The sequence below is a fragment of the Salibaculum griseiflavum genome (assembly GCF_003129565.1).
GTDB classification, from domain to species: domain Bacteria; phylum Pseudomonadota; class Alphaproteobacteria; order Rhodobacterales; family Rhodobacteraceae; genus Salibaculum; species Salibaculum griseiflavum.
The window spans coordinates 169,304-184,032 of record NZ_QETF01000005.1; the positions used below are offsets into that span (position 1 = coordinate 169,304).

Annotated in this window: 17 protein-coding genes; 5 read left to right on the top strand and 12 right to left on the bottom strand. The window is 65.9% G+C overall.

Features of this window, described 5'->3' with window-relative positions; genetic code table 11:
• Window positions 1–20: 20 nt before the first annotated feature.
• The 3 genes from DFK10_RS06870 to DFK10_RS16440 are packed head-to-tail and all read right to left on the bottom strand — an operon-like array spanning window position 21 to window position 2,700.
• A complete protein-coding gene (locus tag DFK10_RS06870; RefSeq protein WP_109387948.1) occupies window positions 21–968 on the bottom strand; it encodes a site-specific tyrosine recombinase XerD in 948 nt (315 codons plus the stop codon).
• Window positions 965–2,542, bottom strand: coding sequence for a hypothetical protein (locus tag DFK10_RS06875; protein WP_217810087.1), 1,578 nt, complete (start codon window positions 2,540–2,542; stop codon window positions 965–967). Before DFK10_RS06875 ends, DFK10_RS06870 begins: the two co-directional genes overlap by 4 nt.
• A gap of 2 nt (window positions 2,543–2,544) precedes the next feature.
• A complete protein-coding gene (locus DFK10_RS16440; protein ID WP_217810093.1) occupies window positions 2,545–2,700 on the bottom strand; it encodes a hypothetical protein in 156 nt (51 codons plus the stop codon).
• A gap of 154 nt (window positions 2,701–2,854) precedes the next feature.
• Between DFK10_RS16440 and DFK10_RS06880 the strand changes: the two genes are divergently transcribed.
• Together DFK10_RS06880 and aroB are read left to right on the top strand one after the other, a co-directional pair.
• Window positions 2,855–3,445, top strand: a complete 591-nt coding sequence (locus DFK10_RS06880) for a shikimate kinase (protein ID WP_268952205.1) — start codon at window positions 2,855–2,857, stop codon at window positions 3,443–3,445.
• Entirely contained in the window at window positions 3,435–4,538 is a 1,104-nt protein-coding gene (gene aroB, locus DFK10_RS06885; protein ID WP_109387954.1) for a 3-dehydroquinate synthase, read from the top strand. Before DFK10_RS06880 ends, aroB begins: the two co-directional genes overlap by 11 nt.
• Here the strand turns inward: aroB and DFK10_RS06890 are convergent.
• A complete protein-coding gene (locus DFK10_RS06890; protein ID WP_109387957.1) occupies window positions 4,535–4,864 on the bottom strand; it encodes a hypothetical protein in 330 nt (109 codons plus the stop codon). The two genes, aroB and DFK10_RS06890, sit on opposite strands and share 4 nt — an antisense overlap.
• A gap of 9 nt (window positions 4,865–4,873) precedes the next feature.
• Window positions 4,874–5,362 carry a single-stranded DNA-binding protein gene (gene ssb / locus DFK10_RS06895; RefSeq protein ID WP_109387959.1) on the bottom strand — a complete coding sequence of 163 codons (489 nt, stop codon included), beginning with the start codon at window positions 5,360–5,362 and terminating at the stop codon, window positions 4,874–4,876.
• A 183-nt stretch (window positions 5,363–5,545) separates the two neighbouring features.
• On the opposite strand from ssb, the gene DFK10_RS06900 reads away from it, so the two are divergent.
• On the top strand, window positions 5,546–6,139 hold the full coding sequence (locus DFK10_RS06900) for a lytic transglycosylase domain-containing protein (protein WP_109387961.1): 594 nt from the start codon (window positions 5,546–5,548) through the stop codon (window positions 6,137–6,139).
• Between the two features lie 27 nt (window positions 6,140–6,166).
• Here the strand turns inward: DFK10_RS06900 and DFK10_RS06905 are convergent, their stop codons facing one another.
• The 7 genes from DFK10_RS06905 to DFK10_RS06935 form a co-directional block, all read right to left on the bottom strand.
• The gene (locus tag DFK10_RS06905; protein WP_109387963.1) at window positions 6,167–6,367 is read right to left on the bottom strand and encodes a YgaP family membrane protein; all 201 of its coding nucleotides are present in this window, start codon (window positions 6,365–6,367) and stop codon (window positions 6,167–6,169) included.
• Window positions 6,368–6,452: 85 nt separating this feature from the next.
• Window positions 6,453–7,106 (bottom strand): Crp/Fnr family transcriptional regulator, encoded by a 654-nt coding sequence (locus DFK10_RS06910; RefSeq protein WP_109387965.1) that lies wholly within the window; start codon window positions 7,104–7,106, stop codon window positions 6,453–6,455.
• Window positions 7,103–7,972: a 3-hydroxyisobutyrate dehydrogenase gene (gene mmsB, locus DFK10_RS06915; protein ID WP_109387967.1), complete on the bottom strand. Its 870-nt coding sequence runs from the start codon at window positions 7,970–7,972 to the stop codon at window positions 7,103–7,105. Before mmsB ends, DFK10_RS06910 begins: the two co-directional genes overlap by 4 nt.
• A gap of 19 nt (window positions 7,973–7,991) precedes the next feature.
• Entirely contained in the window at window positions 7,992–9,023 is a 1,032-nt protein-coding gene (locus DFK10_RS06920; protein ID WP_109387969.1) for an enoyl-CoA hydratase/isomerase family protein, read from the bottom strand.
• 37 nt (window positions 9,024–9,060) lie between these two features.
• Window positions 9,061–10,203, bottom strand: coding sequence for an acyl-CoA dehydrogenase family protein (locus DFK10_RS06925; RefSeq protein WP_109388058.1), 1,143 nt, complete (start codon window positions 10,201–10,203; stop codon window positions 9,061–9,063).
• Between the two features lie 191 nt (window positions 10,204–10,394).
• The gene (locus tag DFK10_RS06930; protein ID WP_109387971.1) at window positions 10,395–11,522 is read right to left on the bottom strand and encodes a carboxylate-amine ligase; all 1,128 of its coding nucleotides are present in this window, start codon (window positions 11,520–11,522) and stop codon (window positions 10,395–10,397) included.
• 175 nt (window positions 11,523–11,697) lie between these two features.
• Window positions 11,698–13,197, bottom strand: coding sequence for a CoA-acylating methylmalonate-semialdehyde dehydrogenase (locus tag DFK10_RS06935; RefSeq protein ID WP_109387973.1), 1,500 nt, complete (start codon window positions 13,195–13,197; stop codon window positions 11,698–11,700).
• Between the two features lie 105 nt (window positions 13,198–13,302).
• Between DFK10_RS06935 and DFK10_RS06940 the strand changes: the two genes are divergently transcribed.
• The gene (locus DFK10_RS06940; protein WP_109387975.1) at window positions 13,303–14,190 is read left to right on the top strand and encodes a LysR family transcriptional regulator; all 888 of its coding nucleotides are present in this window, start codon (window positions 13,303–13,305) and stop codon (window positions 14,188–14,190) included.
• Between the two features lie 49 nt (window positions 14,191–14,239).
• Window positions 14,240–14,677 carry a CBS domain-containing protein gene (locus tag DFK10_RS06945; RefSeq protein ID WP_109387977.1) on the top strand — a complete coding sequence of 146 codons (438 nt, stop codon included), beginning with the start codon at window positions 14,240–14,242 and terminating at the stop codon, window positions 14,675–14,677.
• Window positions 14,678–14,729: the final 52 nt, after the last annotated feature.

A 14,729-nucleotide genomic window follows, 5' to 3' on the forward strand; every position in this document is an offset into this window, starting at 1 on the left:
GGGGCCGCGGGGGCGCGGCTTCAAGCGTCCTTGGCAGTCTCCTGCGACAGGGGGTGATGCTCCAGCACCAGGTCGCGCAGCCGGTCCTCCAGCACATGGGTATAGATTTCTGTCGTTCCCACATCCGCATGGCCCAGAAGCGTCTGGATTGCCCTGAGGTCGGCGCCACCGGCCAGAAGATGCGTGGCAAAGGCATGGCGCAGGGTGTGCGGGCTGACCTTTTCAGGGGGAATACCGGCCTGCGCCGCCCAGGTCTTGATCAGTCCGTGAAAGCTCTGCCGGGTCAGGTGGCCGGATTTGCCCCGTGATGGAAACAGGAACGGCGAGCGCGGTTTGCGCTGCGCCGAGGCCTTGTCTTCGGCGGCGTCCCGTTCGGCCAGCCACTCGGCCAGTGCGGCGCGGGCCGGCGGCGACAGGGGCACCATGCGTTCCTTGTCGCCCTTGCCGCGCACCAGCAGCATCCGGGGATCACCCCGCGCTGCGGAAACCGGCAGGGCGACAAGTTCCGACACACGCATGCCCGTGGCGTAGAGCAACTCCATCAGGCAGGTATTGCGCGTGCGGTCCTTGGCGTTGGTTCGGGCGGCGTCAAGCAGCGCGTCCACCTCCTCGATGCTCAGCGTCTTCGGCAGCCGTTTGCCTCGGCCCGGTCCAGCGATCCGGATGGCCGGGTTGTCGTCGCGCCAGCCTTCGTCAAAGGCGAAACGGTAAAGCTGCTTGATCGCCGAGAGGCGGCGCGCGCGGGTGGCCGGGGCCAGCCCGCCGGCCTCGCAGGCGATGAGGTAATCCTCCACGTCCGCGCGTTGGGCCGTGGCAAGGTGTCGGTCGCGGGCGGCGAGCCAGTCGGAAAAATCGACCAGGTCTCGGCCATATGCGGCAAGCGTGTTGTCGGCGGCGTCCAGCTCTGCGGCGTGGGCCTCCAGAAAGGCCTGCAGCCAATGGCTCTGAGGTTGGTCGGCGGGGGTCATGGGGCCGACAGGATCAGCTGGTAGAGGGCAGTGCGACGGGCGGTGTCCTCAAGGCCGAGGGCGCGTAGGGTCGACAATCCTTCGGTCATGGCGACCGGATCGCCGTCCAGCCCCTGTTGCACGGTGGCGATGGTGCGCAGGATGGCTTCGCCCAGGCGGTCATCCTGGGCCATGGCGACAAGCGTGGCGTCGGGCTGCGGATCGCGGAAGGCGGCGGCGACGGGCCGCGCGGTGCGGGGCACCGGGATATCAGCGCCGACCTGCCCTCGCGCCAGCGCAGCCAGCAGCGCCTGATCGGGCGGCAGGTCAAGGTCCAGCGCGTGCGCTTCGTAGGCGGGTGTCAGCATGAGCAACCGGTAGCGCAGGTCGGCGCCGCGTGGTGTCAGCTCGGCCGTGGCCAGCCGGTCCGCGAACCCATCCACCAGAACGGCCTGTGTTCCGACATCGCGCAACTGTTCCCAGGCGGCGATCAGGGCCTCGGAGGTTGCCGCCGCATCCCCCGTGGTCAGGGCGCTTTCCAGCCGTTGCACCGCGCGGGCCCGTTCCCAGACCCCGCCCGAGGCGGACGGGACGCGTTGGGTATAGAGGCGCAAAAGCACCGTTTCCGGGATTGCCCCTGTGCGCAACAGTCGTTCGGCCGCCTCGATCTGGGATTTCCAGCCAACGGTATCGCGCAGATCGGAATGGGCAAAGGCGCGGGGCAGGGCGGCTGTTCCCATCGCCTCGCCCACCGCTTCACGCATCCGGAAGACCAGCGGCGTGATCCTTTCGGGGCGCGGCGGGGCGGCCCCCTCGAAAAGCTCCGGATCGAGGAACCAGGCCAGCAGATCGGCGGTTTCGGCGTCGATATCGCCCAAGGCCTCGGCGGTGTTCAAGGTCAGCGCCGCTGCCGACCAATCGCCCGCCCGTGCAAGGCAGAAGACCCGGGCGGCAGGGGTGGGGGCAATGCCGGGCTTGGCCTGCATGACCTGACACGCGCGCCGCTCGGTTCCGGTCAGAAGCGCCACGTCGAACCAGCGCCGGAACAGGGCAGGACTGTCCGGATCGGCGGCCTCCAGCATCGCGAGCGCCGGGTCGAGCGCCCCGATATCGAGAAGCGTGTCGATCCGGGCCAGGAAAAGACGGCCCTCGGGGCCGGCATCGGCGGGTGGGTCGGCCTCTGTCAGGATCAGGCGCATGAGCAGTTCGCGCAGGGGCGCCAGGGTCTCCACCCGTTCGGCCAGCAGAAGGTCGACCAAGGTTCCCGTCTCGCTGCCAGCCCAGAGCGTCGCCGGCAGGCCGGTCGTGGCCGCTGACATCAGCCCGACCCGGTCCGCCGATGGCGCATCCAGTGGCCGGACGCTGACATCGGGAATCGTGGCGCTGTCGGTGACGGGGTCCTCGTCGGGCGGCGGCACGCGGGTGCTGCGGGACCCGGGCAGGGGCGCAAGGGCCGCCGGGGCTGGCTCGCGCACGCTTTCCGACAGCCAGTCGATCGCAGACAGAGGCCGCATGTCCTCGGCCCCGTCTTGCTGCGCGGTGGCGGCCGAGGCTGCCATGCAGGCCAGAGCCGCCCATTTTGCGAGGGTTTTCACCGTTACTCCACCTCAAGCGTCACGGGTTTCGTGACCTCCTCCACCGGGGGCGCGAAATCTTCTGCGAAAAAGATCGGCCCGACATAGGCATAGGCCACCAATGCCAGTGCCGCCAGAACCACCAATACCAGCACTGCCTTGATCAGCCGCCACATCATGTCTTTGCCCCATCTTTTCTGTCCTGCCCCGGAACGGACCGGTTTCGCTGGTCCTTGGCTGGCTTTATATATGGTGTTTCGGGTAATTTCACGTCATTGAATGGGGAAATTTCCAGCACCGGCAAAGCGGTGCCGATCGGGGAAAGCGGGTTCGGTGGTGACAGGCAAGGCGCAGGACAGGCGGGAAAAGACCGGGGCGGTGCTGCATCGCACGGTCGTGCTCGTCGGCATGATGGGGTCGGGCAAGTCGGCCATCGGGCGCAACCTTGCGGCGCGGCTGGGCGTGGCGTTCCTGGATTCGGATGCCGAGATCGAGGCCGCGGCCAATGCCAGCATCGCCGAGATTTTCGCCCGCGACGGCGAAGCCTTCTTTCGCGACCGCGAGGCGGAGGTGATCGCCCGGTTGCTGAAATCCGAACCCTGCATCCTGTCTACCGGCGGCGGCGCGTTCCTGGCGGAACGCAACCGGCGCGCCATTGCGCAGCATGGCGTGGCGTTGTGGCTGGATGCCGATCTGGACCTTCTTTGGGACCGGGTGCGCCACAAGGATACGCGACCCCTGCTGCGCACGCCGGACCCGCGTGGGACCTTGGCGCGGATTTTCGAGGACCGCGCGCCCATCTATGCCAAGGCGGGTCTGCGAACCAAGGCCGAACCGGAATATTCCATTGATGACATGACGGACCGGGTGATCGAGACACTGGCTGCCGACCCCCGGATACTGGAGCTTGCCGATGACGATTGAAACCGTCCGCGTTGACCTGCCCGGCCGGGCCTATGACGTGCGCATCGGGCCGGGGCTGGTCGCCAATGCCGGGTCGCAGATCGCGCCGCTGCTGCGCCGGCCCCGCGTTGCCATCGTGACCGAGGACACCGTGTCAGGGCTGCACTTGGGCGCCTTGCAGGATGGGTTGCAAGCGGAAGGCATCGAAAGCGTCGCGTTGTCGCTGCCGCCGGGCGAAGGTACCAAGGGATGGCCGCAGTTCACCCGCACCGTCGAATGGCTGCTCGAGCAGAAGGTCGAGCGTGGCGACATCGTCGTGGCCCTTGGGGGCGGCGTGATCGGCGACCTAGTGGGCTTCGCCGCCGCCGTTGTCCGGCGCGGGGTGCGTTTCGTCCAGGTGCCGACGTCGCTTCTGGCTCAGGTCGACAGTTCCGTGGGCGGCAAGACCGGGATCAACGCCCCGCAGGGCAAGAACTTGATCGGGGCGTTTCACCAGCCATCGCTTGTGCTGGCCGATACCGGCGTGCTGGCCACCATGCCCGAGCGTGATTTCCTGTCCGGCTATGGCGAAGTCGTGAAATATGGCCTGCTGGGGGATGCGGACTTCTTTGGCTGGCTGGAAGAGAACGGCCCAAACCTGCGCGATGATCCGGCGGCGCTGATCCATGCGGTCAAGCGATCGGTTGAGATGAAAGCCGAGATCGTGATGCGCGACGAGACCGAACAGGGTGACCGGGCGCTTCTGAACCTCGGGCATACCTTCTGTCACGCGCTTGAGGCCTCGACGGGCTATTCCGACCGGCTGCTGCATGGCGAGGGCGTGGCCATCGGCTGTGCGCTGGCCTTCGAGACCTCGGCCCGGCTGGGCCTGTGCAGCCAGGAGGACCCGAGCCGCGTGCGTGAACACCTGGCGGCGATGGGTATGAAGAAAGACCTTGCCGACATTCCGGGTGATCTGCCCGGTGCGGCGGCGCTGGTCGACCTGATGGGGCAGGACAAGAAGGTGGTCGATGGCCAGCTGCGCTTTATCATGGCGCGCGGCATAGGGCAGGCCTTCGTCACGTCCGAGGTGCCGCGCGAGGTGGTGCTGAAGGTGCTGGAAGACGCGGCCTAGTCGCCGTCGCGCCAAGCATCATCGCTGAACGGGTCGATGCCGTGGCGCTTGCAGAACCGCATGAAGAGCGGCCATTCCATGAGACCGGCGGTCAACAGGGTGAAGACCCACCAGTTCGTTTCGAACAGCAACAACGAGAACCGCGTGCCGCTGCCCGCGAACAACAGCCCCGCGACCACCAGCAGCAACACCGACAGCGCCAGGTCCTGGCGCAACAGGCGCGGCAGCGTGATGCGCGGCATGCTCGGATAGATACCCAGATAGGCGACAGCCAGCGCCGCCGCGTTCAGGATCAGGATCTTGAGTTCCGGGGGCAGGGTGCCCATCGGCTAGCCTCAGAACGGGATTTCGTCATCCATGTCACCGCCGCCCGCCGGGCCGGAGGGGCCGCCGTCATAACCGCCCCCGCCGCCGCCATAGCCGCCGCCGGACTGGTCGGACATGTAGCCGCCGCCCCCGCCGCCGCCTTCGCCACGGCCATCCAGCATGGTCAGCTCGCTGCGATAGGGGCGCAGGACGACCTCGGTCGTGTAGCGGTCCTGCCCCGACTGGTCCTGCCATTTGCGGGTTTCCAGCTGGCCCTCGATATACACCTTTGAGCCTTTCTTCAGGTAGCGCTCGGCCACGTTGGCCAGCGGCTCGGAAAAGATCGCGACCGAATGCCATTCGGTCCGTTCGCGGCGCTCGCCGGTATTGCGGTCTTTCCAGGTTTCCGAGGTGGCGATGCGCAGGTTGCAGACCTTGCCCCCGTTCTGGAAGGTGCGCACCTCGGGGTCGCGCCCCAGATTTCCGATCAGGATGACCTTGTTGACTGATCCGGCCATGGCGACCTCCTCTTTCTCGAATCCCTGACGTGGTGAGTGGCTGTTACACCACCCCAGTTTGGTTAATGAAAGCACAATATCGCCGCTGCGGGGAATGGCCAGAGCGAGAAACTGGAATTCCACATGCTTTGGACCTAATCTACACCGCGTGCGGTTTGGGAGTTTGGTTTGGGGAGAGTGACGATGATCCGGGCAAGAACGTGGATCGGCGCGGCCGTTGTGACCGCCCTGGCCGGGGCCGCCATGGCCGACGGTCTATCGACGCGGAACCGGTCGGCGCTGTTCAGCTCGCAGCTCGACGTGCTCGATGGCCGCGCGGCGTCGCAATATGCCAATTCCGTGCGTCTCCAACCGCCCAAGGTCGTGGTGCCGGGGCAGCCCGGCAACGGCCCAGCCTATCGCGGGGATTATCGCGGCCCGTTCCTCGATCTGGCGCGCAGTGCCGCCCGGCGACATGCCATTCCGGAAGACCTTTTCCTGCGGCTGGTCCAGCAGGAATCCGGCTGGAACCAGCGCGCCAAGTCTCATGCCGGGGCCATGGGGCTGGCCCAGCTGATGCCGGCCACGGCGCGCTACCTGGGCGTGCGGGATGTCTGGGATCCGTATCAGAACCTGGACGGGGGCGCGCGCTACCTGCGGGAACAGTACGAAAGTTTCGGGTCCTGGCGGCTCGCGTTGGCCGCCTACAATGCCGGCCCCGAGGCCGTGCGCCGCCATGGCGGCGTGCCGCCCTATCGGGAAACCCGCGATTACGTGCGGATCATCTGGGGTAGTTAGGGCGCGACCGGGGCCGCGCCCGGGGCGTCAGTTCTTGGTCTTGCAGGTATTGATCCCGAGGATCGCATAGGGTGGGCACCAGCCGATCGCCGCCGTGGCCAGCGGGATGATCCCCAGCAGGTAGAGCCAGCTATACTGCCCATCCATGTTGAGGAAGAAGGCCAGAATAAGCGCCGCGCCAACCACGGCGCGTATGATGCGTTCGGTGCCGCCGATATTCTTGGTCATTGTCATTGCCTTTCGCTTTGCGCCCGGATGAGTCGGGCTGATGAGCTCATACTAGCGCAAGCCAAGTGCCCGGTCTGTGACTTGGTCACGCGCCCTCGCTGCGGGCAAGGTAAGCCAGCGCATCACGGTCCAGGATGGTGACATGGCCGCGGTCGCGCCGCACCCAGCCACGGCGTGCAAAACTGTCCAGGCGACGCGAGATCACCTCGCGGGCGGATCCGATGCGGCTGGCGAGCTCGGCCTGGGTCGCGGTGACTGTGCCGTCCTCGACAAGGTCGAGAAGGGCCTCGGCCAGACGGGACTCGATCTTGTGGAATGCCACCTTTTCAAGGACATGGACGGTGCTTTTCATGCGATTCGCGAAGGCGCGGAAGACGAATTCGCGAAATGCGGCGGACCCGTCCATCAGCGACAGGAACAGGCCCTTGGGGATCAACACCAATTCGGTGTCGCGTGCGGTCAGGGCCTCGCCCGTATAAGGCTCGCCGCCCATCAGACCAAGCGTCGTTTGCACACAGGTCTGGCCCGGTTCGACGGCGTAGAGCAGGATTTCGCGACCCGACGGGCCGACCAGAAAGACCTCGACCCGGCCCGACAGGACGAGCGGAAAGCCCTCGGCCCCGTCGCCGGGGTGAAACAGGCTGCGGCCCTTGGGCAGGGTCACCGGCGACAGGTGGCCCAAGTCGGCCCGGGCGCTGTCGGGCAGATGGGCCAGCTCGGTGCGATCCAGCCAGGTCATCCGCGGCGGCGGGTCTCGAACCGCGGCAGCATGGCGCTGAAATCCAGCCCCGCGCCGTCCTCGTTCTCGACGAATTGCGCATAAAGCTCGGCGGCGCGGGCGCCCATGGGCGTGTCCGCATCGACCTGTTCTGCGGCCTCCATGGCCAGACGCAGGTCCTTGAGCATCAGCTCGGCGGCAAAGCCGGGCCGGTAATCGTTGTCGGCGGGTGAGGTCGGCCCGATGCCGGGGGCGGGGCAATAGGTGTTCATCGACCAGCTTTGGCCCGACGACGTGCTGACCACGTCGAACATCTCCTGCCGGCCGAGCCCCAGCTTGTCGGCCAGGGCGATGGATTCGCAGGTTGCGATCATCGTGGCACCCAGGATCATGTTGTTGCAGATCTTGGCGGCCTGGCCGTTGCCCGAGGGCCCGCAATGCACCGCACGGGCTCCCATCACGTCGAAAAGCGGCTTGACCCGGGCGAAGTCATCCGTGGCGCCGCCGGCCATGAAGGTCAGCGTGCCGGCCTGGGCCCCTCCGATCCCGCCGGAAACCGGCGCATCGACCGCGCCCAGCCCGTGGGACCGGGCCAGCGCGGCCACCGCGCGGGCGCTTGCCACGTCGATGGTCGAGCAATCCAGCAACACGGAACCCTTGAGCATGCCGTCTATGATCGCATCGGCCACCTTCTGGACGATCTCGCCGTTCGGCAACATCAGGATCACGACGTCAGCGCCCATGGCGGCCTCGGCGGCGGACGCGGCCATCGTGATGCCTTCGGGCGTGGCGGCGGTGTCGAATCCGGTCACGTCATGGCCCGCCTTGATGAGGTTGTGCGCCATGGGGGCGCCCATGTTGCCCAGCCCGATAAATCCGATCTTCATGGCCTGTCTCCCTTCGCGGTCAGAATTGCAGCGGTGCATCGGTCACCGGCCCCTCCATGGCGACGATATCGGCCTCGGGGACGGCGCGCCAGCTTGCGTGGCACCATTTCGGGCTGCGGTCCTTGTCGATGATCGCTGCGCGGATCCCTTCCAGGAAATCGCCCCGTTCCATGGACCGTGCCGTGTAGCGGTATTCGTGTTCCAGCGCTGTCCGGATGTCGTCCGCACCGCGCACGGTGCGGATGATCCGAAGCGCGCAGGCCATGGCCAGCGGCGAATTGCGGGCCATCAGCTTTTGCGCATGGGTGATGGGCTCGGGTGCAGGGTCGGGCATGGCGTGATGGATGTCGGCCAGGGTGTCGCCGCCGAAACAGGCGTCGAGCTGCGGCTGCCAGTCAGCCAGACGCGATCGGGGGGCTGGGCTTGCGGCGCGGCCCACTGCGCCCGGATCGCCTGTGTCGCACAGGGCGGCGATCAGCGCCGGCCAGGTCTCGCGCGGGACGAAGTGATCGGCAAACCCGGCATGGATCGCGTCGCCGGCATCCATCCGGTCGGCGGTCAGGCCAAGGTATTCGCCCAGCCGTCCCGGTGCCCGCGCCAGCAACAGCGAGCCGCCCACATCCGGGATCAGCCCGATCCCGACCTCGGGCATGGCGATGCGGCTGTCCGCGCAGACGATACGGTGCGCGCCGTGGCAGCCCACGCCGACACCGCCACCCATGGTAAATCCTTGCAGAAAGGTCACGACCGGTTTGGGAAACTCGGCCATCTTGGCGTTCATGCGATATTCATCGCGCCAGAATTTGCGGCCGTAGTCGTAATTTCCAGCCGTGCCGGTCTCGTACATCTCCTGGATGTCGCCGCCTGCGCAGAACGCCTTGTCGCCCTCGGCATCGATCACCAACAGGTCAATGGTTGGATCGGTCCGCCATTGGTCCAGCGCCGCCTCGATCTGGAGCACCATGTCATAGGTCAGTGCGTTCAATGCCTTGGGACGGCTCAGGGTGATCCTGCCGGCGCGGCCGTCCTGACGAATGTGAATATCGCTCATCGCGTCTGCCTTCTTCCTCGCGACCACCCCCGGCGGACTAGCGTTGCCCGATCATGCCCCGGGCTACGATCAGGCGCATGATCTCGTTCGTGCCTTCGAGGATCTGGTGCACGCGCAGGTCGCGGACGATCTTCTCGATCCCGTAATCGGCAAGATACCCATATCCGCCATGCAGTTGCAGGCATTGATCGGCGACCTTTGATCCGGTTTCGGTGACGAATTTCTTGGCCATGGCGCAGCAGGCGGTCGCGTCGGGCGCCTTGGTGTCGAGCTTCCAGGCCGCCTGGCGCAGGAAGGTGCGCGCCGCCTGCATCTCGATTTCCATGTCGGCCAGCCGGAATTGCAGGCCCTGAAACTGGTCGATGGTTTGGCCGAAAGCGCGGCGCTCGCCCATGTAATCCAGCGTGGCGTTCAGGGCCGCCTGGGCCGCGCCCAGTGAACAGGCCGCGATGTTGAGCCGCCCGCCATCGAGACCGGCCATGGCATATTTGAACCCTTGACCCTCGTCCCCCAGCAGGTTGTTTTCGGGGACCGGGCAGGCATCCATCTGGACTTGCCGGGTGGGCTGGCTTTTCCAGCCCATCTTGTCCTCCAGCCCGCCGAATGACAGGCCGGGCGTGCCGTCTTCCAGAACCAGGGCCGAAATGCCCTTAGGGCCGTCCTCACCGGTGCGGGCCATGACGATATAGGCATCCGAATAGCCCCCGCCCGAGATGAAAGCCTTGGTGCCGGTGAGGCCGTAGCCCTCATCGGTGCGGACCGCGCGGGTCTTGAGCGCGGCGGCGTCCGAGCCGCTGCCCGGTTCGGTCAGGCAGTAGGAGAAGACGGTTTCCATCGTCAGGGCGCGCGGCAGGTAGCGGGCCTTGAGATCGGCACTGCCGAACTGGTCTATCATGCGGGCGCACATGTTGTGGATGGACAGGAAGGCCGCGACCGAGGCGCAGGACATCGAAAGCGCCTCGAAAACGAGCGTCGCATCGAGGCGGCTGAGACCGGAGCCGCCGGACTCCTCGCTGACATAGAGACCGCCGAAGCCCAGTTCCGCCAGTTTTGGCCAGAGGTCGCGGGGGATCGTGCCCTCTGCCTCCCAATCGCGGGCATGTGGGGCGATCTCGGCTTCGCCGAAGGCGCGAGCCATGTCGAAAATGGCGTCTTGCTCTTCCGTCAGGGCGAACTCCATGGCTTCCTCCCAATCCATGAATTGAACGTATGTTTAATTCTTTCGTGCCGTGACGCGGATTGCAAGGGGGGATCGCAAGGGTTCCTCCAGGCTGACGCCCCAACCTCTCTAGCCTAGCGGCGTCTTTGACGGTCCAAATATCGCCGGAATATCAGGGCGTTGGCACACGATCCTGATCTTCCGAAAAGTTCCTAAAGGTCGGTCGAGAATTCCTCGATCAGGTGCCGCACGACCGCCCGCATCTGCTCCTCGGTATCGGCGCCGGCCGCTTTGGCGCCCTGTGCCGCCGCGCGTTGACGTTCGGCGCTGGTGCCGGTTTCCATGATCTCGCGCAGCGCCTCGATCTCCTGGGCGCATTGCAGGACGCCCGCGTCTTCCTCGACCAGTTCCAACAGTTCTTCGAAGAGTTCCGCGAAGGGCACGATCTCGCCACGGCCGAAATCGATCAGCCCATCGCTCGTTCCATAGCGTTGTGCCCGCCAGCGGTTTTCCTGGACCAGGAAATTGTCGTAGCGCCGCCAACGCTGGTTGCGCACGCGCAAGCGCCACAGAAGCCGGGTCAGGGCCTGAATCAGTGCGGCGAGTCCCAGCGCATGGTTCATGCGGGGCGAGACATCGCATATCCGGGCCTCCAGCGTGGGATAATGCGCCGAGGGGCGCAGGTCCCACCAGATCTTGGTCGCGTCCTCGATCACGCCCAGGTCCACCAATGCCTGAACCGAGCGCTGGTATTCGTCCCAGCTGTCCATCTGCGGTGGCAGGCCCGTGCGCGGCAGGTTGTCGAAAACCGAAAGACGGTAGGAGGCCAGGCCGGTATCCTCGCCCTGCCAGAAGGGGGACGAGGTGGACATGGCCAGCAGATGCGGCAGGAAATAGCCGAGCTGGCTCAGAAGATCGGCCCGCAGCGCGTCGTCATTCAGCCCCACATGCACATGCATGCCGCAGATCAGCATGCGCCGGACCACGCCGCCCAGATCCTCGCGGAGCTGGTCATAGCGTTGCTTGTGAGTGTGGTGCTGGTCTTTCCAATCGGCAAGCGGGTGGCACGAGGCGGCGATTGGGGTCAGGCCGTAGTTGTCGGCGCAATCGCGGATGGTCCGGCGCAGGTGGGCCAGGTCCTCGCGCGCCTCGGCCACAGTGGCGCAGACCTTGGTGCCGATCTCGATCTGGCATTGCAGGTATTCGGGGGCGACCTGGCCGCCAAGCGCGGCCTCGCAATCCGCCATAAGGCCTTCGGGAACGACGGCCAGGGCCAGGGTCTCCTTGTCGACCAGCAGGTATTCCTCTTCGATGCCGATCGAAAACTCGGGTTCGTCCATATGCGCCCTCCCGCTGCCGTTGCATCCAGTTTGCGGCGCATGGGCGCAAACGGCAAGATTCGGTTTGCGTTTGGCGAACCGGGTCCTTGTCCCGTGACAGCGCGATATATGGCCGGCCGGAAAACAAAACGCGGCCGGAAGGTCCGGCCGCGTCGTTGCTCTATCTGACTTCGGGTCAGTCCATGGCCTTGAAGTTGAATTCGCCGCCGTCCTTGATCCCCGAGAACCAGCGTGCCGTCACGGTCTTGGTCTTCGTATAGAAGCGGAAGGCGTCGGGGCCATACTGGTTGAGATCGCCGAAGCCCGATTTCTTCCAGCCGCCGAAGGTGTGATAGGACAGCGGCACCGGGATCGGGAAATTGACACCGACCATGCCGACATTGACGCGGTGGGCGTAATCCCGCGCCGTGTCGCCATCGGCGGTGAAGATCGCCGTTCCGTTGCCATAGGGATTGTCCATCACGAGGTTCAAGGCCTCTTCATAGCTGCCCGCGCGCACCTGGCTGAGAACGGGGCCGAAGACCTCTTCCTTGTAGATGTCCATTTCGGGCGTCACCCGGTCGAAGAACGAGGGGCCGATGAAATAGCCGTCCTCATAGCCCTGGAGCGAGAAGTCGCGCCCGTCGATGAGCAGGTCGGCGCCTTGTTCCACGCCGGAGTCGATCAGGCCAAGGATCCGGTCCCGCGCCTGGCCGGTGATGACCGGCCCGTAATCCACGTCCTCGCCGGCCGTGTAGGGCCCGACTTTCAGCTTCTCGATGCGCGGCACCAGCTTTTCCACCAGACGGTCGGCGGTTTCCTCTCCCACCGGCACGGCGACCGAGATCGCCATGCAGCGTTCACCCGCGGCGCCGTAGCCCGCACCCACGAGGGCGTCGGCGGCCTTGTCCAGATCCGCATCGGGCATGATCACAAGGTGATTCTTGGCGCCGCCGAAACACTGGGCGCGTTTGCCGTTCGCGGTGGCACGCGAATAGATGTAATGCGCGATCGGGGTCGAGCCGACGAAGGCCACGGCCTGAATGGTTTCGTTGTCCAGCAGGGCATCGACCGCTTCCTTGTCGCCGTTGACGACCTGCAGGATGCCCGCGGGCACCCCCGCCTCGCTGCACAGCTCGGCCAGCATCAGCGCGGTGGTGGGCACCCGCTCGGAGGGTTTCAGGATCATCGCGTTGCCGCAGACGATGGCGCCGGCCAGTTTCCACAAGGGAATCATCGCCGGGAAGTTGAAGGGGGTGATGCCCGCCACGACGCCGAGTGGCTGGCGCATGGAATAAAGGTCGATACCCGGCCCGCCGCTGTCGGTGAACTCGCCCTTGAGCATGTGCGGCGCGCCCATGCAGAACTCGACCACCTCCAGGCCGCGCTGCACGTCGCCACGGGCATCCGGAAGGGTCTTGCCATGTTCGCGGCTGACCGCCTCGGCCAGTTTGTCCATGTTGTCGTTGATGAGCTGGCCCAGCTTCATGATCACCCGGGCGCGGCGCTGCGGGTTGACCTTGGCCCATTCCCGCTGTGCGGTTTCGGCACGGGCGACGGCATCATTCACCTCGTCGGTCGTGGCCAGCGCCACCTTGGCCTGCACCTCGCCGGTCGCGGGGTTCAGGACATCCGCGAACCGCCCTGACGTTCCCGCCACGCGCGTGCCGTCGATATAGTGACCGATCTCTTCCATTTGGTCCTCCTGCGATTTGTTCCGGTTCACTCTACCCTTGCAATTTTGCCGGACAAAGAGACAATCCATCAAAACGATCTTGTAATTTTGCAAAATGAGGGCGGGATGCGAAACTGGGACGACATGCGGGTTTTCCTCGCGGTCGCGCGGGCTCAGAGCTTGTCGGCGGCCGCGCCCCTTCTCAAGATGGACCCGGCCACGGTCAGCCGCCGCATCGCACGGCTGGAAGCGGGCCTGGGCGCGGCTTTGTTCGTGAAGTCACCGCAGGGCTACGCACTGACGGACCTGGGCGCGCGGATGCGCGACCGCGCCGTCGAGGCCGAAGCGGCGCTGGCGCTGGCCGCCGATGAAGGGCAGGGTGCAGGTGGCGGTCTGACCGGGCAGGTGCGGATCGGTGCGCCCGATGGCTGCGCGAACTACGTGCTGCCGCAGGTCTGCGCCAAGCTCCAAGCCGACAACCCGGATCTGGAAGTGCAGATCCTTGCCCTGCCGCGGGTGGTGAACCTGTCGCGGCGCGAGGCGGACATGGCGATCACCGTTTCACCGCCCATGGCCGGGCGGCTGACGGTGCAACGGATCACCGATTATCGTCTGCACCTTGCGACCCATGCCGAGACAGCCGGGGCGATCCGGCATCCCGACGATCTGAAGGGGCGGGCCGTGGTGGGCTATATCCCCGACATGATCTTCGACAAGGAACTGGACTACCTGGGCGATCTGGCACGCGACGGGGTTCAGCTGGCCTCGAACTCGGTCGCGGTGCAGGCGCAATTGCTGCGCGCCGGGGGCGGCATCGGCATCGTGCATGACTTTGCGATGCCCTTTCTGCCCGAACTGCGCCGGGTGCTGACCGAGCGGATCGGCCTCACGCGCAGCTTCTACCTTGTCCGGCACGGATCGGATCGCCGGTCGGACCGGCTCAACCGTCTTGCCGAGGCCCTGGCCGCGGGCATCCGAGCCGAGGTGACGCGTCTGGAAGCGATGGTTGCTTGACAGACCGGCTCTGGCGGGGAACGCTGAGGAAAAGACGAAAGGACAGATCATGCTCGTGAAGCAAATTCTCTCTTCCAAGGCGGTGGACGGGGTTCTGACACTGCAAAGCGATGCCCAGGTCAAGGATGCGGCCGCGATCATGTCCGACCGCCGGATCGGGACGATCGTGATCAGTGACGATGACGGGGCGACGCCAACGGGAATCCTGTCCGAGCGCGATATCGTGCGCGAGATCGGGCGTCAGGGCCCCGAATGCCTCGGGAAGACCGTGGCCGACCTGATGACCCGCGATCCGGTGACCTGCACGCCCGCCGACAGCTCTGACGCGGTGCTGTCGCGGATGACGGAGGGGCGGTTCCGCCACCTGCCGGTCCTGGAAGAGGGGCGCATGATCGGGCTGATCTCCATCGGTGATGTCGTCAAGGCGCGGCTGGCCGAACTGTCGATGGAAAAGGACGCGCTGGAAGGCATGATCATGGGGCACTAGCCCCGCGCCTGCAAAGCCGCTTGCATTCCCCGGTGCAATAATGTTGCGTGCG

Bases quoted from the DNA above. Each gene is read 5' to 3' on its own strand.
- DFK10_RS06870 (WP_109387948.1), bottom strand. From the start codon at position 968: ATGACCCCCGCCGACCAACCTCAGAGCCATTGGCTGCAGGCCTTTCTG.
- DFK10_RS06890 (WP_109387957.1), bottom strand. From the start codon at position 4,864: ATGGGCACCCTGCCCCCGGAACTCAAGATCCTGATCCTGAACGCGGCG.
- DFK10_RS06945 (WP_109387977.1), top strand. From the start codon at position 14,240: ATGCTCGTGAAGCAAATTCTCTCTTCCAAGGCGGTGGACGGGGTTCTG.
- DFK10_RS06930 (WP_109387971.1), bottom strand. From the start codon at position 11,522: ATGGACGAACCCGAGTTTTCGATCGGCATCGAAGAGGAATACCTGCTG.
- DFK10_RS06925 (WP_109388058.1), bottom strand. From the start codon at position 10,203: ATGGAGTTCGCCCTGACGGAAGAGCAAGACGCCATTTTCGACATGGCT.
- DFK10_RS06900 (WP_109387961.1), top strand. From the start codon at position 5,546: ATGATCCGGGCAAGAACGTGGATCGGCGCGGCCGTTGTGACCGCCCTG.
- DFK10_RS06920 (WP_109387969.1), bottom strand. From the start codon at position 9,023: ATGAGCGATATTCACATTCGTCAGGACGGCCGCGCCGGCAGGATCACC.
- mmsB (WP_109387967.1), bottom strand. From the start codon at position 7,972: ATGAAGATCGGATTTATCGGGCTGGGCAACATGGGCGCCCCCATGGCG.
- DFK10_RS06935 (WP_109387973.1), bottom strand. From the start codon at position 13,197: ATGGAAGAGATCGGTCACTATATCGACGGCACGCGCGTGGCGGGAACG.
- aroB (WP_109387954.1), top strand. From the start codon at position 3,435: ATGACGATTGAAACCGTCCGCGTTGACCTGCCCGGCCGGGCCTATGAC.
- DFK10_RS16440 (WP_217810093.1), bottom strand. From the start codon at position 2,700: ATGATGTGGCGGCTGATCAAGGCAGTGCTGGTATTGGTGGTTCTGGCG.
- ssb (WP_109387959.1), bottom strand. From the start codon at position 5,362: ATGGCCGGATCAGTCAACAAGGTCATCCTGATCGGAAATCTGGGGCGC.
- DFK10_RS06910 (WP_109387965.1), bottom strand. From the start codon at position 7,106: ATGACCTGGCTGGATCGCACCGAGCTGGCCCATCTGCCCGACAGCGCC.
- DFK10_RS06905 (WP_109387963.1), bottom strand. From the start codon at position 6,367: ATGACCAAGAATATCGGCGGCACCGAACGCATCATACGCGCCGTGGTT.
- DFK10_RS06940 (WP_109387975.1), top strand. From the start codon at position 13,303: ATGCGAAACTGGGACGACATGCGGGTTTTCCTCGCGGTCGCGCGGGCT.